The following is a 22,878-nucleotide window of genomic DNA, read 5'->3' on the forward strand; positions in this document are numbered from 1 at the left end:
ACGTTGGTCGATTTTCGACAACACGATGGGATTGAGCGACGTTTTGCTGCCGGGACACTAGCTTTGTGCCGTTTCGAATGCCACAGGGGTTTCCCGCCAAAATATTCATGTGGATTATGAGATATCCTCGAAGCTGCGGAAATTGCTTCGCTTCCGCCGTCTGGCGCTTGCGCCGCTGCACCAGCGCCCCTATTGTTGTCGTTAACACGATAATCGGAGGGCGTGAATCATGGCGCCCAGGCGCTCGAAAGGTGCGGGCGCGTTTCCCAAAGCGGTCGAAACCCCTGCACCGGCCCGGCCCGATCCTGATGCGCTTTATGCCGCGCTGGATCTGGGTACAAATAGCTGTCGCATGCTGATCGCCCAGCCCAAGGGCAGCGGCATTCATGTGGTCGACAGTTTCTCCAAGTCGGTGCAGCTCGGCGCCGGGCTGGAGCGGACCGGACGATTGTCGCGGTCCTCGATGGCGCGCACCATCCAGGCACTGCGGATCTGCCAGCAGAAATTGAAACGCAACAGGGTCCGGCGGATGCGGCTGGTGGCAACCGAGGCCTGCCGCCGGGCAAAAAACGCGCGCGAGTTCATCCGCCAGGTGAAGCGGGAAACCGGTCTGACGCTGGAAATCATCCAGCCGGAAGAGGAAGCGCGTCTGGCGGTGATTTCCTGCGCGCCGCTGGTCTCTACCAAAACGGATCAGTTGCTGGTGGTCGATATCGGCGGCGGCTCGACCGAACTGGTGTGGATCGACATCTCATCAGTCCCGCGGCGCGACCGTCCCTCTGCGATCATGCGGCTTCATAACGGGTTCCATACCACCGAAAGCCCGTTTCCCGCGGCCAAGGTGGTGGATTGGATTTCCGTGCCGCTGGGGGTTGCCACATTGCGGGACCAGTTCAACGATGTCGAAGACGACGCGGCACGTTTTGCGCTGATGAGCTGGTTTTTCGAGGAAAACCTGGCTGATTTTGCGCCCTATAAGAACGAACAGACCCGTACCGGGTTTCAGATTGTCGGCACATCGGGCACGGTTACAACTGTGGCAGCGTCGCATTTGGGGCTGAAACGCTATGACCGGACCAAGGTGGACGGGCTGCGGATGACCAGCGATCAGATTGACAAGGTGATCCGGGGGTATCTAGAACTCGGGCCTCTGGGCCGCCGCCGCGATCCCCGCATCGGCGAGGACCGTCAGGCGCTGATCATGTCCGGGTCTGCAATCCTGCAGGCATTGCTGCGCTGCTGGCCGACCGACCGGCTGTCGGTTGCGGATCGCGGCCTGCGCGAAGGGCTGCTTTATGCACAGATGAGCGCGGATGGCGTTCTGGAGGACGGCCCCTACTAGGCGGGGCCGGAAAAAATGGATATATCCGGGCCGGAATTTTTACAGAACTCCGCGCACCGGCGCAAATGGTGACGATGATGGCAAAGACGCCGACAGGTAAGAACACATCCGGACGCGGTCAGCGCGATCTGAAGGTCAAGGTGAAATCCGCGCGCGGGCGCAAGCTCAGCTCGACGCTTTGGTTGCAGCGGCAGTTGAATGACCCCTATGTCAAACGGGCCCAGGCCGAAGGCTATCGCGGGCGCGCAGCCTATAAGATCATGGAAGTGGACGACAAATACCGCTTTCTGGTGCCTGGTGCCCGGATCGTCGATCTGGGCTGTGCGCCCGGCGGCTGGGCGCAGGTGGCGGTGAAGCGCATCAATGCTTTGGGCGAGAAACAGGGCAAGGCAGTGGGCCGCATTATCGGCGTGGACCTGCAGGAAGTTGAATCGCTGGCTGGTGCCGAGTTCCATCAGCTCGATTTCATGGAGGACGGCGCCGACGACAAGGTCAAGGAATGGCTGGGCGGCAAGGCTGACGTGGTGATGTCGGATATGGCCGCCGCCAGTTCCGGCCATAAACAGACAGATCACATGCGGATCATCTCGCTGTGTGAAACCGCCGCTTACTTTGCCTTTGACGTGCTGGAGGAAGGCGGCACCTTTGTGGCCAAGGTTCTGGCAGGTGGCGCCGAAGGCGAGTTGCAGAAGCTGCTGAAGCAGAAGTTCACCAAAGTGGCAAACATGAAGCCGCCCTCCTCCCGGTCGGACAGCTCTGAGAAATTTGTGGTGGCAACCGGGTTCCGGGGTTAAAGCCCCGTCAGACCCGGCGGCTGTGCGGTGCGGTCAGCGACCGCGTCGCCAGATCGCGCAGCAGGATAGCTTCATCACCCTCACCATCGGCCAGCCGGGACACCCGCAGCTTGCGGCTGACATGGCTGGCCATTTCACGCTGGCGCATCAGTTCAAACAGGCGCATGTGGCGCAGTTTGTTTTGCAATTTTGTCATGATGGCCCCTTCTCGATCCGCTTCTTCCTGAAGATCTAAAAGGTGATTGGGCCGCTAGATGGGCTCAAATGAGGCAGGGCTGCCTTATTGTTGAAGAAACGGAAACAGTTGCTGAAAACCCGCAGCTTTCATGACCGGCCCATCCCGTTGGCGATCTCGATCAGCGCGCCGTTGAATTCCGCCCCCAGGATCAGGATAGCTGAATTCAGATAGAGGAAGATCATTGCGGCCATGGCGCCAGCAAGCCCTGCGTATGTGGCCGAGTATTGCGCAAATGAGCCGACGTAAAACGCAAAGCCGCTGCCGCAGGCCAGCCACAGCAGAAGGGTCAGGATTGCTCCCGGCAGGATCCGCCGCAAGCGGTGCACCCGGCCAGGCAGCAGCACATGGAACGCCAGCACCGCGCCAGTGGGAAGAGCCAGCGCCAGAATGCCCCTCAAGCCCTTTTCCCAGCCTTTTGGAACACTTTCGAAGGGCAGCAATTGCGCGATGTGCCTGACATAGAGCGGCAGTAGCACCTCAAACACTGTAACGGCCAGAATACCCGCCCCGCCTAGAACGACCAGCCCGATGCACAGCGCCCTCGACCGCCAAAACGGTCTTGTGTCCGTATCATGATAAGCCTGCACCATGGCGGTGCGGACGGCATCGACGCCATTTGAGGCAAAATAAAGCGCAAACAGGCCGCCCAGAGTGACAAGCTGGGTATTTGATGTCTGCAGCACCGCTTTCAGTTCGGTCAGGATCGGCCGTGCCACCGCGTCCGGCCAAACGCTGAACACTTGTTCCGTCAGGGTTTCCATGGCGACGTCCTGCGACAGCAAACCGGCAACGGTCCCCGCCAGCGCCACAGTAAACAGAACAAACGGAAACAGCGCCAGCATCATCGACATGGCGATATGGCTGCTCATCACCCAGCCGTTTTTCCGGTTGAAGCGGCGGGTGGCGTCTAGCAAGGCTGCAGGCCAGCAGCGTAATGGCGGCAGGATTGGCATAGGCGTAAGGTTCCACAAGCATTAGGAAATTGCCAGCGGCAAAGAACAAACACACTGATTTCCGCTTGCCGCAGCCCGGCCAAGTGTAGCAGGCACCGCCTTTCAGTACTAATTTGAAATCAAACCGCTATCTTAGGATCTCCAGATGTTTTGGATTGTTCTTAGCACCACGGCTATTGCCGCAACCTGGGCCGCTGCCGGGTTTGCAGCCCTTCGTGCAGCCCGCACCGCGCGCACACCTCAAGGGGCGATTGGCTGGGCTGTCTTCTTGCTGGCTGCGCCGATAGCCGCCCTGCCCGCCTACATGATCTTTGGCCACCACCGGTTCAAAGGGTACTGGACGGCTCGCCGTGCTGCAGAACAGGCGGTTGCTGCGACGCGGAACTATACCAGCGCCCAATCAGGAGAGGCGCAGCAACTGCCGGTAAACGCAGCGCCCTTTGAGGCCATTGCCGGCATGAGCGTCTGCCACGGAAACGGATTGGAACTTTTGACTGATGGTGAAAACACATTTAACGCCATCTTCGAAGCGATTGATAACGCGCAGGAATATATACTTTTGCAATACTATATCCTGCGTGCGGACAGTGTCGGCAAACAGCTTCAGGCCAAGTTGATCGAAGCCGCGCAGCGCGGTGTGACGGTTTGGTTCATGACAGACAGTATCGGCAGCCGGAAGCTGCCCCGCAGCTTTGCAGGCGCGCTGGAGGAGGCCGGTGTGAACATGGTTGATCCCGCGGTTCAACGGCCGCCTTGGCACCGGCTTCGGATCAATTTCCGCAACCACCGGAAAACCGTTATTGTGGACGGGCGGACCGGATTTACCGGCGGGCTGAATGCCGGCGAGGAATACATGGGGCTGGATCCTGTAATGGGTCCCTGGCGGGATACCCATGTGCGGCTCACCGGACCGGTTGTTCAGCAGCTGCAGCTTTCTTTTGCCGAGGATTGGCACTGGCGCACACAAGAGCCAGTCCTGGATCTGCTGAACTGGGACGCTGAACCGTCACCGCAAAACCGGCCCGGCTTGATTGTTTCGACCGGCCCCGGCGATAGCATCGGCAACGGGTCCATGCTGTTTTTCTCGGCAATCACCGCTGCACAGGACAAAGTTTGGCTGGCCTCCCCGTATCTGGTTCCGGATCAGGAGGTGCTTGCAGCATTAAAACATGCCGCGTTGCGCGGGCTGGATGTCCGGATCCTTTTGCCGGAATCCATTGATCACCACCTGCCTTGGCTTGCGGGCTTTGCATTTTTTGATGAACTGCGGGAGGCAGGTGTTCATATCCTGCGCTACCGGGGCGGCTTCATGCATCAGAAATGTTTTGTTATCGATGACCGGATATCGGGTGTGGGCACGGCAAACCTCGACTACCGGTCATTCCGGCTGAATTTTGAAACCATGGCCTTGTTTTTCGACCCTCGGTCCGCGCGCGAAATCTCTGAAATGCTGGCCAGGGATTTCCAGCGTTCTACCGCGCTTACACAGCCGCTGGACCGGCAGGCATTGCGCATTCGATTGCTGGCTCCCGTGGCGCGGCTGCTGGCGCCTGTGCTTTAATCCCTTGCCCTATGTGTTTCTCCGTTCAAGGAAAACAGCCGCCCCATTGCGCTAACCAGAAAGGCCGTGCTGATCCCAAAGCCGAATAACCCGGTGACTGCAGCAAAGGCGGCAAAAATCCGCAACGCCGGCCCTAGCACAACGTCGCCGTAGCCAAGCGTGGTATAGGTCGCCAGAGAGAAATAGACTGATGTGTTCCAGTCGCCGATCGCACCGACCAGGACAAAAGCAGCGGACCAGATCCAGACCTGAGCCGTATGACTGCCCAGAATTATGAAAATCGCAACCACCAGCATGAGCCCGATCTGCCAGGGCCTGAAGGGTTTGGCAAAGCCCGCCGACATCCTGTTCAGCACGGCGGAACACAAAACCAAAACGGAGATTTCGAGGATCAGGCAGACACTCAGATAGACTGAGCCCCACAGCAACTGGTTCCATAGCGTCATCTTTGCTCTCCCGTTGGTGTGGGGCTGTGTTGGGGCTTTTCAGCAGCTTAGAAAGGTACTCCGCAACGCTTAACCATAAGAAAGCCGGATGGGCCAGCCTTTGTGCCGCACTGGACTTCTTCCTGGCGGAGGTATTGAGTGCCGTTGCAGGCATTGAAGACCAAAGCGCAGGAGGGTGCCGCAGGATGGTTTTGAAGATCCGCAATGTTACCAAAACCTATCCGGGACAAACGCCGGAAAACGCTGTCTTGCGCGGGGTGTCTTTGGATTTGGCGGCTGGCAGCAGCCTGGCGCTGACGGGTGACAGCGGCTCAGGTAAAAGCACATTGCTGCACTTAGCCGGGGCATTGGATCGTTTTGACAGCGGCGAAATTGAAGTTGCCGGCACCCCGCTGTCAAACCTCAGAGACCGGCAGCGCGCGGCGTTGCGGAGAAATGATGTTTCCCTTGTTTTCCAGCAATTTAATTTAATACCTTCACTCAGTATTTGGCAGAATATCGCGTTGCATGCGCGGTTGGGAAACCGGTGGGACCCTGATTGGGGGCAAGTGCTGGCGGACCGTCTTGGCCTGGCCGGTTTACTCGATCGCTATCCAGAGCAGCTCTCGGGCGGGCAGCAACAGCGGGTTGCCATTGGCCGTGCCCTGGCCTTGCGTCCCAAATTGCTGCTGGCGGATGAGCCGACCGGGAACCTGGATGAAACCGCCAGCGCGGCGGTGATGGACCTGATGCTGGAACTGGTCCGGGAGAGCGGCGCGGCCCTGTTTCTGGTCACGCATTCCGCAGCCATTGCCAGGATGCTGGACCAGCGCCTGCATTTGCAGCTTGGCCAGGCCGCATGATCCGTTCCGCGCTGAGTGCCATCCTGTCGCACTGGCGCCGGCATCCCCTGCAACTGGCAACGCTGATGGCCGGGCTGGCCCTGGCAACGGGGCTTTGGTCTGCAGTTCAGGCAATCAACGGCGAAGCCCGCGCCAGTTACGCACGCGCCGCCGAGCAGCTTGGTACAACAGCCGCGGACCGGCTGGCGCCGGAAGACGGCGCAATCCCGCTGCAGCAATACGCAAGCCTGCGCCGGTCGGGATGGCAGCTGACGCCTGTTCTGGAAGGAACTGTCAGGTTCAAGCGGCAAAGCTTTGATATCATGGGCATTGATCTGTTAAGCCATCCGCTGGTTCCGGCCCTGGCCGAGGCGGCAGAGCAGGACAGCACACCTGCATTGGATGCGCTTTTGCCGCCGGGCCGGTTTTTTGCTCACCCGGAAACCGCGCTTGTGCTTGCAGCCGCGCAAAGTGAGCACCCGGTCACCCAAACGGACAGGTTGCCGCCGGGTGTGCTGATCGCCGACATCAGTTTGGCCAGCCGGCTGCTGCGCCAGCCGGACAGTCTCAGCTACCTGATTATTCTGCCGGATCAATTGTCCGGCCTGACACCCCTGCAGCGACTTGCCCCGGGCCTGACCCGCATTCCAGCCCGGAATGCAGCAGCAGATACGGCGCGGCTTACCGACAGTTTCCACCTCAACCTGACAGCCTTTGGTTTGTTGTCCTTTGCTGTCGGGCTGTTCATTGTTCAAGGAACCATCGGCCTCAGCCTGGAGCAGCGCCGCAGCATGATCCGGACCTTGCGCGGGCTGGGCGTTCCGATGCGGGTACTGGTTGCCCTGTTTGCAGCCGAGCTTGCGGTTGTCGCGCTGATTTCCGGGATCGCGGGGCTGGCCGGAGGCTATCTGGTGGCTGCAGCACTGCTGCCGGATGTTCAGGCCACGCTGTCCGGGCTCTACGGCGCCTCGGTGGACGGCGCCCTCAGCTTGCGCCTTGAGTGGGTATTGTCCGGGCTGGCAATGGCCTGCGGCGGCACGTTCCTGGCCGGAGCGCAGGCGCTTTATGCCTTATGGCGGATGCCCCTGCTGGCCGCACCCGCAACCCAGGCCCGCGGGCAGCAGGCAAGCAAGTCACACCTGGCGGCGGCGATTGCAGGTGCTGTCTGTTTGCTTGCAGGACTTACGGTTATCTTTATCTTTCAAGGGCTTATTGCAGGGTTTATCTTTCTGTCCGGGCTTATGCTAGGGGCTGCACTGATGCTACCGCTGCTGATCTCCGCTGGCCTGCGGATCGGGGCGCGGCTGTGCACACGTCCATTTGCCGAATGGCTGTGGGCCGACACCCGGGCGCAATTGCCGGGGATGTCACTTGCCCTGATGGCGCTGCTTTTGGCGTTGGCGACGAATATTGGCGTCGGAACAATGGTTTCCAGCTTCAGGCTCACCTTTATCGGCTGGCTGGACCAACGCCTGCCGGCTGAAGTTTACGTGACCACGACAAGCGATGAACAAGGAGCGAAGCTGACGCTGTGGCTGGAGGAGCGGGGCATAACCGTGCTGCCGTTCCGGCGCAGTGACATCCGCTACAAGGGGGCGCCGCTGCGGATATACGGCATTGCGGATGATGAGACCTACCGGCAGAATTGGCCGCTGCTGGAGGCGCTGCCTGCGGTCTGGGACCGTGTCGCCGCTGGAGAAGCCCTGCTGGTCAATGAACAATTTGCCCGCCGTCATGACCTTAGCCCCGGGCATTCTTTGGCTCTGGCACCGGATTGGAAGCTGACAATTGCCGGAATCTACTCCGACTATGGCAATCCGAATGGGCAGGTGATCACCTCCCTTGCCGCACTGCTGGCCCGCGCACCGGATATTCCAAACCGGCAGTTCGGGCTGCGGCTGCCTGCTGATGATGTGCCGGAACTGGTCAGCTCCATTCGTGAAGCATTTGAAATACCTCGGGAAAACATCGTTGATCAGGCGGGCATCAAGGCCCGGTCTCTGGGTGTCTTTGACCGGACCTTTACCATCACTTCAGCGCTGAACCTGCTGACGCTGGGAGTGGCCGGATTTGCCATGCTGACCAGCCTGCTGACCTTATGGAGCCAGCGATTGCCGCAGCTTGCCCCGGTTTGGGCGATGGGTCTTAGCCGCCGCCAGTTGGCCGGTGCCGAAGTCCTGCGCAGCCTGCTGCTGGCCGCGATCACCGCGGTTCTGGCCTTGCCGCTGGGCTTGGCTTTGGCCTGGGCGCTGCTTTCCGTCATCAATGTTGAGGCGTTTGGCTGGAAGCTGCCGATGCATCTGTTTCCAGGCGACTGGCTGCGGCTTATCCTGCTGGCCCTGCTGGCCGCGGTGGTGGCAGCCGCCCTGCCCGCGCTCCGTCTCAGCCGCCTGGATCCTGCGGAACTGCTCAAGGTGTTTGCCAATGAACGTTAGACCCATTTTCACGTTCCTCCTGGCTGGCTGGGCCACTGCAGCCCTGCCGCAGGGTTATGCCGGGCTTGGTACTGAGGCCGAGGGGTTTGCGGTACCAGAGCTTGGCCGCCAGCTGTCTTTTCCTCAGGATCACGGCGCCCATCCGGATTTCCGCATTGAGTGGTGGTACTTAACCGCCAACCTGACAGACGCCGGCGGCAAGGACTATGGCATTCAGTGGACCTTGTTCCGGTCCGCCCTGGCTCCGGGAGAGGCTGAAGGCTGGCAAAGTCCGCAAGTCTGGATGGCCCACGCGGCCGTGACAACGCCGGACCAGCACCTGTTCGCCGAACGCCTTGCCCGCGGCGGCGTGGGCCAGGCTGGGGTTTTGGCTGATCCTTTCGACGCCTGGATCGGGAATTGGCAGATGCGCTCCACGGGAGAGGCAATTGAAAAGATGGAGATAACGGCCTCAGGCCAAGAGTTTTCCTATGACTTGCGGCTCAGCGCTGAAGGTCCGCTGGTGCTGCATGGAGAGGATGGTTATTCCGTGAAGTCCGCCAGCGGCCAAGCGAGCTATTATTATTCCCAACCGCATTATCAGGTGTCCGGAACGCTGGACCTGCCCGGCGGTCCGGTTGACGTGGCCGGGCATGGCTGGCTGGACCGGGAATGGTCAAGCCAGCCGCTGGCAGAGGATCAAAGCGGCTGGGACTGGTTCTCGCTCAGCTTTGACAGCGGTGACAAGCTGATGGCGTTTGTTCTGCGTGGCGGGAGCGGTGATTTCACCTCAGGCACATGGATATCCGCAGACGGCAGTGTGGAAACATTGTCGCCTGGTGCCTTTCACGCCGAGGCGCTGGCTGCCAGCGATGTCCACGGCCGGCAGATCCCCACCCGCTGGCGTGCAAACCTGCCAGAAAAAGGCGTTTCCGTTGAGATTCAAGCACTTAATCCGCAAAGCTGGATGGGAACCTCGTTTTCATACTGGGAAGGGCCGGTGTCGGTCAGCGGCAGCCACTCCGGCAAAGGCTACCTTGAGATGACCGGCTACGAGTAAGGGCGCCCGCAAGCGCCCTTAGTGTTTTCAGCGAACCACAAAGACCGAGCAGTCCGAATGCCGGATCACCCGGGCCGCATTGGGCCCGAGCAAATAGTCCTTCAGGTCAGGCTTATGCGCGCCGATCACGATCAGCCCGCTGCCCGCCGTTTCGGCCACCTTAAGGATCTCCTGATAGGCTTTGCCGGTGGCCACCAGATGGCGCACCTTGGCGTTGCCTTCCTCTCCCAGCACCTTGGTGCAAAGATCACGCAGCCGCTGGGTGGTGTCCTTGACCGCTTTTTGATGGTGGTGTTCCTCAAAGAAGCCCGACACCCAGCTTTCGCCAAAGTCCGGCAGGACGTTGACAACATCCAGCTGGGCACCGTCCAGATCCGCCAACCGGGCGGCCTGGGTCAGCACTTTTTCGTCGGACGCCGGATCACTCAGTTCCAATGCACACAGTACGGGTTTGTTCATGCCGCTATTCCTTCCTGTTCACGCGCACGGCCGCGCTGCATTAGTGCGACCAGTGCTACCAGCAGCAATGCCGGGAGGAACATAAGCTCCTTTGGCAGCTGGCTGGCCGGGGCCTGGATCGTTGCAACCCGCACCGGTTCATCGGCGTAGAAATCAAAGCTTTCCAAATTGGGTGCTGCCGGGGTGCCGAACATCGGCTCGTCCAGTTTCACAACCCCGTCTTCTTCCAGCAGCAGCAGGCCATAGGTATCCACCGCTTGCTGGCCGCCAGTGCCATCGGCGGTCAGGATCATGGTGGTGCTTTTGATCTCGGACGTATCAAAATCAGGGCCTTCAACTGTGATCCTGAACTCCGCTCCCGCTTCCGCTTCGTCCAGGGCCTGAACCAGCTGGGCCGGCGGTACTTCGGCATAAGGCGGCATCACCCGGTCCATGAAGAAGTCCGGCCGGAACAGCGCAAAGGCTGCGAAGATCAGCAGGATGCTTTCATAGATCCGGCTGCGGCTGACAAAATAGCCCATGGTGCCGGCAGTAAAGACCAGGATGGCGATGGTCGCTGATATGGCTACGAGTATCCCCTGTATCCAGGTCACATCGATCAGCAGAAGATCGGTGTTGAAGATGAACACAAACGGCAGCGCCACGGTCCGCAAGGAGTAGAAGAAGGCAATGAAACCGGTGCGGATCGCATCGCCGCCCGACACCGCCGCTGCGGCAAAGCTGGCCAGCCCCACAGGCGGGGTCACATCGGCCATGATCCCAAAGTAGAACACAAACAGATGCACAGCGATCAGCGGCACAATCAGACCGGACTGGGCGCCGAGTTCGACCACCACACCGGCCATCAGTGAGCTGACAACGATGTAGTTCGCCGTTGTCGGCAGCCCCATGCCCAGAACCAGCGAGAGGATACCCACCATCACCAGCATCAGGATCAGGTTGCCGCCCGAAACAAACTCAACCAGTTCGGACATCACCTGCCCGACACCGGTCAGCGTAACGGTGCCAACGATCACCCCCGCAGTGGCCGTGGCCAGCGCGATGCCGATCATGTTGCGCGCGCCGTCGATCAGCCCGTTCCACAGGTCGTGGACGCCTTCCATAAAGGAATTGGCCATATTGCTTTGGCCGCGGAAGACCGCCTTGAGCGGTTTCTGGGTCAGCAGGATCACAAACAGCAGTGCGGTCGCCCAGAATGCCGACAGGCCGGGTGACTTCTGTTCGATCATCAGGAAGTAGACCAGAACGATGATCGGCAGCAGGTAATGCAGGCCCGCCTTATAGATCTCACCCACTACTGGCAGTTCGACCTCTTTGGCGTTCGGGTCGTCCGGCACCAGATCGTCAACGCCGGAAGCCAGCCACAACAGGGCCGCATAGGCTGCGAACACAAGGGCTGCCAGTGTCAGCCCGGATGCGCCCGGCATTGCCGAGGTGATCCATTTGACCGGGTATTGAACGCTATAGCAAAGGGCCGCAAAGCCGGCAAAGAACAGAGCCATGCCGCCAATGGTGCGGCCCATGGAAACAACGCGGTTGCCCAGCGTCGGCATGTTCCGCTTCACCGCTTCCAAATGAACGATATAGACCAGCGCGATGTAGGAAATCGCGGCGGGCAGGAAGGCATGGGTGATCACCTCGACATAAGAGATGCCCACATATTCCACCATCAAAAAGGCCGCAGCGCCCATCACCGGCGGCATGATCTGGCCGTTCACTGAGGAGGCAACCTCGACTGAGCCTGCCTGTTCGCTGGTAAAGCCCACCCGCTTCATCAGCGGGATGGTGAAAGTGCCGGTTGTCACCACGTTGGCGATGGAGGAGCCGGAGATCAGACCGGTTGCGGCAGAACCCACCACGGCCGCCTTGGCCGGACCGCCGCGCAGATGGCCAAGCGCGCCAAAGGCCATCTTGATGAAGTAATTGCCGGCCCCGGCCTTATCCAGCAGTGCACCGAACAGCACAAACAGGAAGACAAACTTGGTGGAGACACCCAGGGCAATGCCGAACACGCCCTCAGACGTGATCCACATATGGCTCATCGCCTTTTTCAGGCTGGCGCCCTTCCAGCGGATGACTTCGGGCACCCATTCAGAGGAGCCAAAGAACACATAGGCCAGAAAGATAGTTGCGATGATCGCCATTGCCGGGCCAAGCGCGCGGCGGGCGGCCTCGAACAGCAGGATCAGGCCCGCCAGCGCAAACCATTTATCCATGTCATCGGCAAGCCCGCCGGAATCGACAATTTTCTGATAGAAAATATAGCCGTACATCGCGATGACAGTGCCGGCCAGCGCGAAGACCCAATCCTGAATGGGAATGTAATTCCGCGGGCTGGACTTCAGCGCCGGATATGCGGCATAGGCCAGAAAAATGGCAAAGGCCAAATGGATTTGCCGGGAATTGTTCACCACGCTGCCGGGCAGCAGCAGGTTTGAAACGGGTGAAGCCAGAATGACTTGGAACACCGACCAAATGACTGCGACGATAGCCAGGAACAGCCCCACACTTCCTACCGGATTGCGGGCGCCTGCGTCTGAGGACGCGACAAGTTCCTGAAGCTCTTCTTCGCTGAGCGGCCGATTTCCCTGAGCATCGGATGCCATGGATAATCTCCCCTGTGGCCGCCGTTTTTCCGGGGCCTGAAATTTAAAGCCTGGGCAGCGGCCTCAGGCAAAACGGGGCGCCAAATGCGCCCCGTTCCTTATGTTGGGTGGATTACTCAATCCAGCCTTTTTCTTTGTAATACTTGGCAGCACCGGGATGCAGCGGTGCCGACAGACCGTCTGCAATCATCTCTTCCGGCTTCAGGTTGGCGAAGGCCGGGTGCAGCTTCTGGAAAGCTTCGAAATTCTCGAAGACGGAGCTGACAACGGCATAGACCGCATCGTCGGACACGTCCGCCGAGGTTACAAAGGTTGCGCCCACGCCAAAGGTCTGGGTGTCGTTGTCAGACCCGCGGTACATGCCGCCGGGGATGGTGGCGGTGCGGTAGAAGGAATTGTCGCCAACCAGTTTTTCAACCGCTTCGCCGTCCACGGTCACCAGGACCGAGTCGCAGGCGGTGGAAGCTTCCTGAATAGAACCCGACGGGTGGCCAACGGTATAGATCATCGCGTCGATCTGGTTGTCGCAGAGCGCTGCGGACTGTTCCGCTGCCTTCAGTTCGGTTGCCAGGGCGAAATCTTCCATACCCCAGCCTTTGGCGCCCATCAGCACTTCCATGGTGCCGCGCTGGCCGGAGCCCGGGTTGCCGATGTTGACGCGCTTGCCCTTGAGATCGTCAAAGGTTGAAATGCCGGAATCCGCGCGGGCCACAACGGTGAAAGGTTCCGGATGCACTGAGAATACGGCGCGCAGACCTTCGAACGGGCCTGCTTCCTCGAATTTGGAGGTGCCATTATACGCGTGGTACTGCCAGTCAGACTGGGCCACACCGAACTGCAGCTCGCCTTCGCGGATGGTGTTGATGTTGTAGACCGAGCCGCCGGTGGATTCGACGGCGCATTTGAAGCCGTGCTCCTTGCGGCCCTTGTTCACCAGACGGCAGATGGCGCCGCCAGTCGGGTAATAAACACCGGTCACGCCGCCGGTGCCGATGGTGATGTATTCCTGAGCAAATGCTGCGGGCGCCGCAAAGGACGCCGCCACCAATGCACCGATAGCCAGCTGGGTGTGTTTCATGATCAAGTCTCTCCCACTTGTCTTATGATTTGCAGCCTGGCGCGGAAGGCAGTGAAACCGTGGTTACGGTACCTGCACGGCCACAGAATTCGGCCCGCCAGACCGGGCATGTGCGGATTATTTCGCACGTGCAGAAGGGTTTCACCGGCACCCCGCCAAGTCAAGGGTGCTATCTATTGACGCACCCCGTAAACCCGCATTTTTCTCCTAATTGACGAAGGTTAGGTAATTTTCCCCCTCACGGCCCGGATGCATTCGGCCACCTCTGCACAAAGTTTTTTCTTGCAAGGAAAGTGACCGGTACAGCGATTCTTTCAGCGGGCAGCCGTGCTTCTGCGCCGCCTAACCTTGGCAGCCATTCCGGGCGGATTTTTGCAGCTTTGCGACGGTTTGAAAAACATCCTGGTGACAAATCATCCGGATGACGCTAATACGCACCACATAAAAATTGATCCGCGGTACTAAAAATTAACAAAGCGGACAGCATTAACGGGGAGCTTGCGGCAATGCTGCTGAGCCAAGTGATTACTGACAACCCGTCTTTGACGGATTTCTGGGCGTTGGAACGATGCGTTTCCGCTGAAGCCAGAAAGATACCCAGCGAGGCGAATGCGCCTTTGACCTGTGATGTGGAGCCGGAGTTCCGCTGTACGCCACGGAAATGGGACCTGATCCTGTCGGCGGCCCATGACCGCGGATTGCGGGCGCGCCGCGCCTGATGCCCGGCTGATCGCAGCCAGCCCCGGCGGACCTTCGGTTCTGATGGAAGAGAAAACCCCGCCAGATGCACTGGCGGGGCGGTCTGTTCTATTCTGCCGGTTGGGCTGCCGGTGTGCCTTTGATGCGTTCGCGCATTCCCTGCATCATCACATACAGCACCGGTACCACGATGACGCCAACCACGGTTGCTGCCAGCATGCCGCCAAAGACGGCAATACCGATGGCCCGCTGGCTGGCCGCGCCGGCTCCTGACGCAACCAGCAGTGGCACCACCCCCAGCAGGAAGGACAGCGCTGTCATCATCACGGCGCGGAAACGCTGTTTGGCGGCCTCCTGCGCCGCGTCGCGGATCGAGAGCCCGGCGGCGCGCTGCTCCATCGCGAACTCGACAATCAGAATGGCGTTTTTCGACGCCAGGCCGATCAGCATGATCATCCCGATCTGCGTGTAGAGGTTGATGTCATTGCCGGCGATTGCCACCGCCGCAACCGCTCCGAACAGGGCCACGATCACCGACAGCAGGATGGCCACCGGCATCGTCCAGCTTTCGTATTGCGCGACCAGAAACAAGTAGCCGAACAGCACTGCCATCGCCAGGATCACGGTGACCAGACCTGCCGAGTCCAGCTGCTGCTGCGCCGTACCGGTCCATTCAAAGGCGTAGCCCGGCGGCAGCGCCGTCGCGGCTTCCTCCTGCATCACCCGGATCGCATCGCCGGTGGACAGACCTGCCGCCGGCACAGCGGTAACAGTGGCCGAGCGGAAGATATTGTGCCGCTTCAGCAGCACCGGCCCCAGCACGTTTTCCACATCAATCAGGGTCGACAGCGGCACCATTTCACCCGACTGCGTCCGCACATACAGGCCGCCGATATCCTCGATCTTGTCGCGGTAGCTGCCTTCCGCTTGCAGCATCACCTTGTAGACACGGCCAAACAGGTTGAAGTCGTTGACATAGTAGGACCCCAAGAGTGCCTGCATGGTCTGAAACACCTCGGAAATCGGCACATTCAGCGTCTTGGCCTTTTCGCGGTCCAGATCGACAAACACCTGCGGCACGTTTGCCCGGAAGGTTGTATAGGACTGGGCGATCTCCGGGCGCTGGTTGGCCGAGTAGACCAGCGAGCCGACCGATTGCGCCAGATCCTGCGGGGTGCCGCCTGCGGTTTGCTGGATTGCCATTTCCACACCTGCGGACATGCCCAGGCCCGAAATCGGCGGCGGGTTGAAGGCGACGATGCTGGCGGCGGCTTCCCCGTTGGCAATGCCGTAGATCTGGCCAAGGATGGCATTGGGATGCAGCGCCTCGGTTTGCCGTTCATCCCAAGGGTGAAGGGAGGCGATGATCATGGCACCATTGGCCCCCGCCCCGTTCAGCAGGCTGAAACCATTGACCAGAACCGTGCCCTGGACACCGGGGATCTGCCGGATCTGCTCGTCGATCCGTCCGGTCACTGTCTCCGTCCGTCCCAGCGCCGCTGCGTCGGGCAGCTGCACATCCACAAACAGATAGCCGTTGTCTTCGGCCGGCAGGAAGCCTTTGGACGTAGAGTTGAAAATAGTGCCGGTGCCAAAGGCAACCGCCGCGATGATGGCAAGCCCGATCACCGGCAAACGCAGCAAACGGGTGACGATGCTCAGATATCCGCTGCGGACGCCGCCGATCATGTTCTCGAACAGTGCCAGCAAGCCTTTTGGCGGGCCGGAGCGCGCCTTGAGCACAATGGAACAAAGCGCCGGCGACAGTGTCAGCGCGTTGACCGAGGAGATCACAACCGCAACCGAAATGGTCACCGCAAACTGCGAGTACAGCTTGCCGGTGATCCCGGGCATGAAGGTGACCGGCACAAACACCGCCAGCAGTACCAGGGTTGTGGCAATCACCGGACCGGTGATCTGCCCCATTGCCTTGCGGGTGGCCTCAGCCGGGGGCAGCCCCTCCTCTGCGATGATCCGTTCGACATTCTCCACCACCACGATGGCGTCATCCACCACGATGCCGATCGCCAGCACCAGCGCAAACAGCGAAATGGTGTTAAGCGACATGCCAAGCACCAGCAGGAAGGCAAATGTCCCGATAAGGGACACCGGGATGGCAATCGCCGGAATAATCGTTGCCCGGAAAGAGCCGAGGAAGATGAACACCACCGTGATCACCAGTGCAAAGGTCATCATCAAGGTGGAAATCACGTCATTCAGCGACTGTTCGACAAAATCCGTGGTGTTGAACGGCACCGAATAGGCAACGTCGTCCGGGAAATCCCCCGACAGCCGGTCCATCTCTGCCAGCACTGCCTCGGACACTGCCAGCGCATTGGCGCCGGGAGATTGGTAGACAGCCAGGATCGTCGCCGGCACGCCGTCGAAATAGCCCGAGGAACTGTAATTGGAGGCCCCCAGCTCAACCTTGGAAATGTCCCTGAGCCGGACAGTGCTGCCGCCGTCGCCGGTGCGGATGACGATGTCCTCAAACTCAGCAACCTCGGTCAGGCGGCCCTTGGACTTGATGGTATACTGAAAGACCTGATCGCCCGGAACAGGGGGCGCGCCCACCTGCCCTGCGGAGACTTCGATGTTCTGTTCACGCACTGCGTTGATAACATCGCCCGGCGAGATTCCGAGGCCTGCCATCTTGTTGGGATCCAGCCAGACCCGCATGGCGTATTCGAAATTGGTCAGGATATCTGCTTTGCCGACGCCGTCGACGCGGGCCAGGGCATCCTTGATGTTGATGGCGGCATAGTTTGACAAAAACACGTTGTCATACGAGCTGTTGGGCGATGTCAGGGCCGCAACCAGCAGCATGTTGGAGGAGCTTTTCTGTGTCACCACCCCGTTTGCCGTCACTTCGGCGGGTAGAGCTGCTGTTGCTTGCGCCACCCGGTTCTGCACGTTGACCGAGGCTATATCGGCATCAGTGCCGACTTCGAAGGTTACTGAGAGAGAATAGCTGCCATTGTCAGCCGACGTGGAGGACATATAGAGCATCCCATCCACCCCGTTGACCTGCGCCTCGATCGGCGCGGCGACGCTTTTTTCCACGGTTTCGGCATTGGCGCCGGGATAGCTGGCGGTGACATTCACCACCGGCGGGGTGATTTCCGGGAACTGCGCCACAGGCAGCGCGAAGTAGCCGATCACCCCCATGACCGTCAGCACCAGAGAGATGACGATTGCGAATTTCGGTCTTGAAATGAATATGCTGGAAAACATTGCTTATTCTCCAGCCTGTGCGGCCATGACCGGGTCCACTTCGACACCGGGGCGGATCTTTTGCAGGCCTTCGACCACAACGGTTTCGCCCTTGGTCAGACCGTCCAGCACAATGATGCCGGTGCCCTGAACATCGCCAGTGACGATATAGCGCTGGGCCACCTGATTCTGATCGTCCACTACCAGAACAAACGGCCCCTGCTGATCGCGCTGGATCGCAGCCTGGCTGATGATGATCCGGTCAACTGCCTCCTGAGACTGCAGGCCGACGGTCAGAAAAGCGCCGTCCAGGATCAACCGGTGATCATTTTGAAACTGCGCCCGTACGGTGACGGCGCCGGTGGCTGGATCAACCCGGTTGCCGGCAAAGGCGATCCGGCCTTTTTCCTCCAGCTCGGCACCATTTGGCAAGACGACGAATACTTCCGGCGCGGTTTCAGTGTCAGAGCGTTCAATACCTTCGGCCTGAAGCTCCTGCAAAATCTCGACAAACTGCTTTTCGTTCAACGAAAAGGAAACATAAACCGGTGCTTCACGCACGATATTGACCAAAGCCGCGCCACTGGGGTTGACCACATCGCCGATGCTGACCTCGACCCGGCCGACCCGGCCCGAGAACGGCGCGTGGATTTCGGTATAGCTCAGATCCAATTCCGCCTGCTTGATCGCAGCCGCAGCGGCGCGCACCTGGGCTTCGGCCACCAGCTCATTAGCGCGGGAGGTGTCCCGGTCCGCCTCGGGCACCGAACCGCGTTCGAACAGTTCCTGTTTTCGGGCCAGATCCAACGAGGCGAGCTCCAAATTGGCCTCAGCCTGGGCCAGTTCGGCGCGGCGGCTTTCCAGCACCGCCTCATAAGCGCTGCGTTCGATGCGGAACAGCACGTCGCCCTTTTCCACCTCAGCACCGTCTTTGACCAGCACCTCCTCCAAGTAGCCGTTGACTCGGGCCATGATGTTTGCCTTGTCGATCGCTTCACCGCGGCCGATGAAGGTTGAGGTATCCTTGATCGGTTTAACCACTGCCTGCGACACCGAAACCTTTGGTGCAGCACCCTGCTGCGCAAACGCCGCATCCGCACTTACAAGACCAACCGCTGCAATTGCTGCTAGTCCGGTCCAGCCGGTCAGGCCCCTGTTCCAGAAATTCTTCATCCTTGAGCCTTTCAATTTGACGAAAATAAACCGGGCGGCCGGTTTTCCGGTGCACCCGCTCGTTATAAAACTTAACCCTATTGAACACTGCGCGAGCTGCTGTCTGCAAGGAGCACGCGTGCTGACCGGAAAATTTCACACAGAAACTCCGCGATTATCCAGCGGGCCTTTTCAACGAAACCTTGCGCGCAAGGCGCAATTCAGGGAAACCGGAAACAACTTGCCGGCCAATCCGGCACCGGCAGCTGCGCTGCAACGAAAAAGGGGAAACTCCGATGAAAGTGAATGGCACCCATTACCGCTCCCTTTGGTGGGATTATGATCACGATGCGCTGCAGATCATTGATCAGCGCTGGCTGCCGCATGACTTCCGTGTCCAGCAGGTAAACACGCTGCAGGAGTTTGCCGATGCAATTGTTGAGATGCGGGTGCGCGGCGCGCCGCTGATCGGTGCGACAGCAGCTTATGGCATGGCGCTGGCGATGCGGCTGGATCCGTCAGATGCAGCGATGGATCAGGCCTGGAGCTTTCTCAACGCCACCCGCCCCACCGCTATCAACCTGCGCTGGGCGCTGGATCGTTGCCGCAATCACCTGCGGCCGCTGGCAGCAGGCGAACGCGCCGCCGCCGCGCTGGTGCTGGCGCATGAGATCGCAGACGAGGATGTCGGGATCAACCGCAGCATAGGTGCGCATGGGTTGGAACTGATCAGGAAAATCGCCGCGAATAAGCCTGCGGGCGAGCCGGTCCGCCTGCTGACCCATTGCAACGCCGGCTGGATCGCCACCGTCGATTGGGGCACCGCCACCAGCCCGATGTATCAAGCGCATGATGCGGGCATTCCGATCCACGTCTGGGTGGACGAGACGCGTCCGCGCAATCAGGGTGCCCTGACCTCCTGGGAGCTGGGCAGCCACGGCATCAGCCACAGCTATATTACCGACAATGCCGGCGGCCATTTGATGCAGCACGGTCAGGTGGACCTGGTGATCACCGGCACTGACCGCACCACCCGCCGCGGCGATGTCTGCAACAAGATCGGCACCTATTTGAAAGCGCTGGCAGCCAAGGACAACGGTGTGCCTTTCTACGTCGCCCTGCCCTCGCCGACCATCGACTGGACCGTCTTGGACGGCGTTGCCGAAATTCCGATCGAAGAACGCAGCGAACGTGAAATCACCCATGTTCAAGGCAAGACCGAGGATGGCGCCATTGGCGTGGTTCAGGTCACCCCGGATGGCACGCCTGGCGGCAACCCGGCCTTTGACGTGACCCGGAACCGGCTGGTCACCGGCCTGATCACCGAACGCGGGATCTGCGAAGCCTCCGAAGACGGCCTGGCCAGGCTGTTTCCGGAAATGGCCGCCGCCAGATCCGCTTGAGACCGGAGGATTTTGCGTGAAGCCTCCTTGTCAGGACAGCCCCGGTCTGCGGCAGACAGTGATCGACGCTTGCCTGGAAATGAATGCCATGGGCATCAATCAGGGCACTTCGGGCAATATCTCGGTGCGCGCGGGCGATATGATGCTGATCACGCCTTCCGGTGTGCCCTATGAAAAGATGACGCCCAAGGATCTGGTGAAGATACCGCTGGACGGCAGCCAGTTACCGGACGGCCAGTTGAAACCTTCCACGGAATGGCCTTTTCACCTGGCCATTCTGCAGGCCAAGCCCGCTGTCAGCGCGGTGGTTCACGCGCATCCTGTCTATTGCTGCGCTCTGGCAATGAACCGCCAGGCTATCCCTGCCTGCCACTATATGGTCGCGGCCTTTGGCGGCAACGATGTGCCGGTGGCAGATTATGCGCTGTTCGGCAGCCGGCAGCTGTCGGACAATATCACCCGCTCTTTGCAAAACCGCAGTGCCTGCCTGATGGCAAATCATGGTGCTGTCGCCACCGGAGAAAGCCTGCCGCGTGCACTCTGGCGGATGGGAGAATTGGAAGCGTTGGCAAAAAGTTATGCGACGAGCCTCACAATCGGCAAGCCGCACATCCTGACTGAAGATGAAATGGAGGAAGTTACCGCTGCCTTCGCGGATTATGGCCTGAGGGACAGCCGCTGACGTTGCATCAGTGCAAAGCAAGACCAATACGTGATTGCGGAATCCGCCGATGGAAGTGGGCAAAAAAAGAACAAAGGCCTGCAGCAAGAACGTGCTGCAGGCCTTTGTTCTTATTGGTACCCAAGGCCGGACTCGAACCGGCACGCTGTCACCAGCGGGGGATTTTGAATCCCCTGCGTCTACCATTCCGCCACTTGGGCAACGTCCTTTTCCTAGCCAAGCCCGACGCCAAGGTCCAGAGGCAAAAAGGCACTTTGCAGCCAAAAAATCAGCGCGTGGCAAATTCACCTGGCAGCAAAGGTTGACGGAATGCGGCGCGCATGCCACCTCATCTTGCAAAACCCGTTGAGGATGCAGGGCGCAGGATGCTGAAACCGCTATACAACCGGACGATGGCCCTGGCCGATCATCCCAAGGCGCTTTGGTGTTTGGCCGCTGTCGCCTTTGTCGAAAGCTCCGTGTTTCCGATCCCGCCGGATGTGCTGATGATTCCGATGATCCTGGCCCGCCCGTCCCGCGCCTGGCTGATTGCGCTAGTGGCCTTGGCGGCCTCGGTCGCAGGCGGTGTGCTTGGCTATGCGATTGGTGCGTTCTTTTACGAGGGCATCGGCCAGCCGGTGCTAGAGGCGATGGGCAAAGGCGATGCTATCGCTGAATTCAACACCCGGTTTAACGATTTTGGCTTCTGGGCGGTTCTAGGCGCCGGCGTCACACCGTTCCCCTACAAAGTGATAACCATAATGTCGGGCTGGACCGGCATGCCCATTGGTACCTTCATTGCCACCTCTATCCTCGCACGCGCATTGCGTTTTTTCATCGTCGCCGGGCTTCTCTGGAAATTCGGAACCCCAATCCGCGACTTTATTGAGCGCCGCCTGGGTCTGGTTTTCACGGCCTTCATGCTTGTGCTGTTTGGCGGCTTCCTACTGGTAAGGTTTATCTGATAATGCATCGTTTTTTGATTATCCTTGCGGCCGGCGGCTCTGCGGCGCTGCTGTTGGGCGCGCTGGGGTTCCAATACATTGGCGAAATGCCGCCCTGTAAACTGTGCTATTGGCAGCGCTATCCGCATGCCGCCGCCGCAGGGATCGGCGTATTGGCGCTGATCATTCCGGGCGCGCTGCTGCCTTATCTGGGCGCTCTGGCAGCCCTGGCCACAGCAGGCATAGGCGCCTTTCACACCGGGGTTGAACGAGGCTGGTGGGAAGGTCCGTCCACCTGCACATCCGGCCCGGTTGGCGGCTTGTCTCCGGATCAGTTGCTGGACCAGATCATGGCCGCACCGCTGGTGCAATGCGATCAGGTGCCGTGGGAAATGCTGTCACTGTCCATGGCCAGCTGGAATGCTATTGCGTCCTTTGGTCTGGCATTGCTTTGGGTCGCCGCCGCCAACCATGCCCGCAAGCAGGGTTAACCTTATGGAAAGTTGAGGTGCGGCAGATAACCCATTGATTATCCCGCAGCCTCCCCAGGCATCAGCTGTCCTTTTTGGTGGCCAGCAGCAGATTTGTCTCGCTGCTTACAATCCCTTCAAAGGTGCGGATCTTGGCCAAAGCCGTGTCCAGGGTTTCCAGGGTCTCGGTGCCAAGTTCAACAATCAAATCCCAGCGTCCATTAGTCGTGTGAATGGCCCGCACCTCCGGCAGCCCCTGCAGCTGCCGGGTAATCCGGCTGGTGCCGCGGCCTTCGATTCCGATCAGCATCAGCCCGCGGACCGGATCCCGCAGCACGTCCTCCTTCAGCACCACGGTAAACCCCAGGATGTCGCCCCGCGCCTGCAACCGCTCGATCCGTGCCCGCACTGTGGTGCGTGACAGGTTCAGCTCCAGCGCCAGGTCCGACAGAGACGCCCGTGCGTTGTGCCGCAGGGCCGACACCAGCCGCTCATCCGTTTTGTCCATTTCATGCCTCAAATTGACCAACCACCAACCTTTATGACCAAATTGAGTGCTGGAAT

The 22,878-nt window shown here is 59.8% G+C and carries 20 protein-coding genes and 1 tRNA gene; 11 read left to right on the top strand and 10 right to left on the bottom strand.

Features of this window, described 5'->3' with window-relative positions; genetic code table 11:
* The first annotated feature begins 229 nt into the window (after positions 1 to 229).
* Positions 230 to 1,342: a Ppx/GppA phosphatase family protein gene (locus tag K3724_RS09515; RefSeq protein ID WP_259992148.1), complete on the top strand. Its 1,113-nt coding sequence runs from the start codon at positions 230 to 232 to the stop codon at positions 1,340 to 1,342.
* 77 nt (positions 1,343 to 1,419) lie between these two features.
* Complete coding sequence (locus K3724_RS09520) at positions 1,420 to 2,136, top strand: RlmE family RNA methyltransferase (RefSeq protein WP_259992610.1); 717 nt, start codon at positions 1,420 to 1,422, stop codon at positions 2,134 to 2,136.
* A gap of 7 nt (positions 2,137 to 2,143) precedes the next feature.
* On the opposite strand, the gene K3724_RS09525 is transcribed toward K3724_RS09520, so the two are convergent.
* On the bottom strand, positions 2,144 to 2,332 hold the full coding sequence (locus tag K3724_RS09525; protein WP_259992150.1) for a hypothetical protein: 189 nt from the start codon (positions 2,330 to 2,332) through the stop codon (positions 2,144 to 2,146).
* A 128-nt stretch (positions 2,333 to 2,460) separates the two neighbouring features.
* Positions 2,461 to 3,327, bottom strand: coding sequence for a YihY/virulence factor BrkB family protein (locus tag K3724_RS09530; RefSeq protein ID WP_259992152.1), 867 nt, complete (start codon positions 3,325 to 3,327; stop codon positions 2,461 to 2,463).
* A 145-nt stretch (positions 3,328 to 3,472) separates the two neighbouring features.
* Here K3724_RS09530 and cls point away from each other — a divergent pair, with 145 nt between their 5' ends.
* A complete protein-coding gene (cls, locus tag K3724_RS09535; protein ID WP_259992154.1) occupies positions 3,473 to 4,888 on the top strand; it encodes a cardiolipin synthase in 1,416 nt (471 codons plus the stop codon).
* Here cls and K3724_RS09540 read toward each other — a convergent pair.
* The gene (locus K3724_RS09540; protein ID WP_259992155.1) at positions 4,885 to 5,334 is read right to left on the bottom strand and encodes a potassium channel family protein; all 450 of its coding nucleotides are present in this window, start codon (positions 5,332 to 5,334) and stop codon (positions 4,885 to 4,887) included. The two genes, cls and K3724_RS09540, sit on opposite strands and share 4 nt — an antisense overlap.
* Before the next feature lie 185 nt (positions 5,335 to 5,519).
* Here K3724_RS09540 and K3724_RS09545 point away from each other — a divergent pair, with 185 nt between their 5' ends.
* From K3724_RS09545 to K3724_RS09555, 3 genes are read left to right on the top strand one after another with little or no spacing between them, the layout of a single operon-like run.
* Positions 5,520 to 6,176, top strand: coding sequence for an ABC transporter ATP-binding protein (locus tag K3724_RS09545; RefSeq protein WP_259992611.1), 657 nt, complete (start codon positions 5,520 to 5,522; stop codon positions 6,174 to 6,176).
* Positions 6,173 to 8,590: an FtsX-like permease family protein gene (locus tag K3724_RS09550; RefSeq protein WP_259992157.1), complete on the top strand. Its 2,418-nt coding sequence runs from the start codon at positions 6,173 to 6,175 to the stop codon at positions 8,588 to 8,590. Before K3724_RS09545 ends, K3724_RS09550 begins: the two co-directional genes overlap by 4 nt.
* A complete protein-coding gene (locus tag K3724_RS09555) occupies positions 8,580 to 9,629 on the top strand; it encodes a lipocalin-like domain-containing protein (protein ID WP_259992159.1) in 1,050 nt (349 codons plus the stop codon). The genes K3724_RS09550 and K3724_RS09555 overlap by 11 nt, the downstream gene beginning before the upstream one ends.
* Positions 9,630 to 9,656: 27 nt before the next feature.
* On the opposite strand, the gene K3724_RS09560 is transcribed toward K3724_RS09555, so the two are convergent.
* The 3 genes from K3724_RS09560 to K3724_RS09570 form a co-directional block, all read right to left on the bottom strand.
* Positions 9,657 to 10,088: a universal stress protein gene (locus tag K3724_RS09560; protein WP_129370903.1), complete on the bottom strand. Its 432-nt coding sequence runs from the start codon at positions 10,086 to 10,088 to the stop codon at positions 9,657 to 9,659.
* Positions 10,085 to 12,694: a TRAP transporter permease gene (locus K3724_RS09565; protein ID WP_259992161.1), complete on the bottom strand. Its 2,610-nt coding sequence runs from the start codon at positions 12,692 to 12,694 to the stop codon at positions 10,085 to 10,087. Before K3724_RS09565 ends, K3724_RS09560 begins: the two co-directional genes overlap by 4 nt.
* Positions 12,695 to 12,806: 112 nt before the next feature.
* Positions 12,807 to 13,772, bottom strand: coding sequence for a TAXI family TRAP transporter solute-binding subunit (locus K3724_RS09570; protein ID WP_259992163.1), 966 nt, complete (start codon positions 13,770 to 13,772; stop codon positions 12,807 to 12,809).
* A 506-nt stretch (positions 13,773 to 14,278) separates the two neighbouring features.
* Between K3724_RS09570 and K3724_RS09575 the strand changes: the two genes are divergently transcribed.
* Complete coding sequence (locus K3724_RS09575; RefSeq protein WP_129370899.1) at positions 14,279 to 14,491, top strand: hypothetical protein; 213 nt, start codon at positions 14,279 to 14,281, stop codon at positions 14,489 to 14,491.
* An 88-nt stretch (positions 14,492 to 14,579) separates the two neighbouring features.
* Here the strand turns inward: K3724_RS09575 and K3724_RS09580 are convergent, their stop codons facing one another.
* A complete protein-coding gene (locus K3724_RS09580; protein WP_259992166.1) occupies positions 14,580 to 17,705 on the bottom strand; it encodes an efflux RND transporter permease subunit in 3,126 nt (1,041 codons plus the stop codon).
* Positions 17,706 to 17,708: 3 nt separating this feature from the next.
* Entirely contained in the window at positions 17,709 to 18,857 is a 1,149-nt protein-coding gene (locus K3724_RS09585) for an efflux RND transporter periplasmic adaptor subunit (RefSeq protein ID WP_259992168.1), read from the bottom strand.
* A gap of 275 nt (positions 18,858 to 19,132) precedes the next feature.
* Between K3724_RS09585 and mtnA the strand changes: the two genes are divergently transcribed.
* Positions 19,133 to 20,239: an S-methyl-5-thioribose-1-phosphate isomerase gene (gene mtnA / locus K3724_RS09590; protein ID WP_259992170.1), complete on the top strand. Its 1,107-nt coding sequence runs from the start codon at positions 19,133 to 19,135 to the stop codon at positions 20,237 to 20,239.
* Positions 20,240 to 20,255: 16 nt separating this feature from the next.
* On the top strand, positions 20,256 to 20,921 hold the full coding sequence (locus tag K3724_RS09595) for a class II aldolase/adducin family protein (protein ID WP_259992172.1): 666 nt from the start codon (positions 20,256 to 20,258) through the stop codon (positions 20,919 to 20,921).
* A 114-nt stretch (positions 20,922 to 21,035) separates the two neighbouring features.
* On the opposite strand, the gene K3724_RS09600 is transcribed toward K3724_RS09595, so the two are convergent.
* Positions 21,036 to 21,121: transfer RNA gene (locus tag K3724_RS09600), tRNA-Leu, on the bottom strand.
* 165 nt (positions 21,122 to 21,286) lie between these two features.
* On the opposite strand from K3724_RS09600, the gene K3724_RS09605 reads away from it, so the two are divergent.
* Together K3724_RS09605 and K3724_RS09610 are read left to right on the top strand one after the other, a co-directional pair.
* Positions 21,287 to 21,865: a YqaA family protein gene (locus K3724_RS09605; RefSeq protein ID WP_259992612.1), complete on the top strand. Its 579-nt coding sequence runs from the start codon at positions 21,287 to 21,289 to the stop codon at positions 21,863 to 21,865.
* Positions 21,866 to 21,867: 2 nt separating this feature from the next.
* Positions 21,868 to 22,335, top strand: coding sequence for a disulfide bond formation protein B (locus tag K3724_RS09610; protein WP_259992174.1), 468 nt, complete (start codon positions 21,868 to 21,870; stop codon positions 22,333 to 22,335).
* Between the two features lie 61 nt (positions 22,336 to 22,396).
* Here the strand turns inward: K3724_RS09610 and K3724_RS09615 are convergent, their stop codons facing one another.
* Positions 22,397 to 22,822 (bottom strand): Lrp/AsnC family transcriptional regulator, encoded by a 426-nt coding sequence (locus tag K3724_RS09615; protein ID WP_027258961.1) that lies wholly within the window; start codon positions 22,820 to 22,822, stop codon positions 22,397 to 22,399.
* Positions 22,823 to 22,878 lie beyond the last annotated feature (56 nt).

Origin of the sequence: Leisingera sp. M658, from assembly GCF_025144145.1 — a bacterium.
Taxonomy (GTDB): Bacteria; Pseudomonadota; Alphaproteobacteria; order Rhodobacterales; family Rhodobacteraceae; genus Leisingera.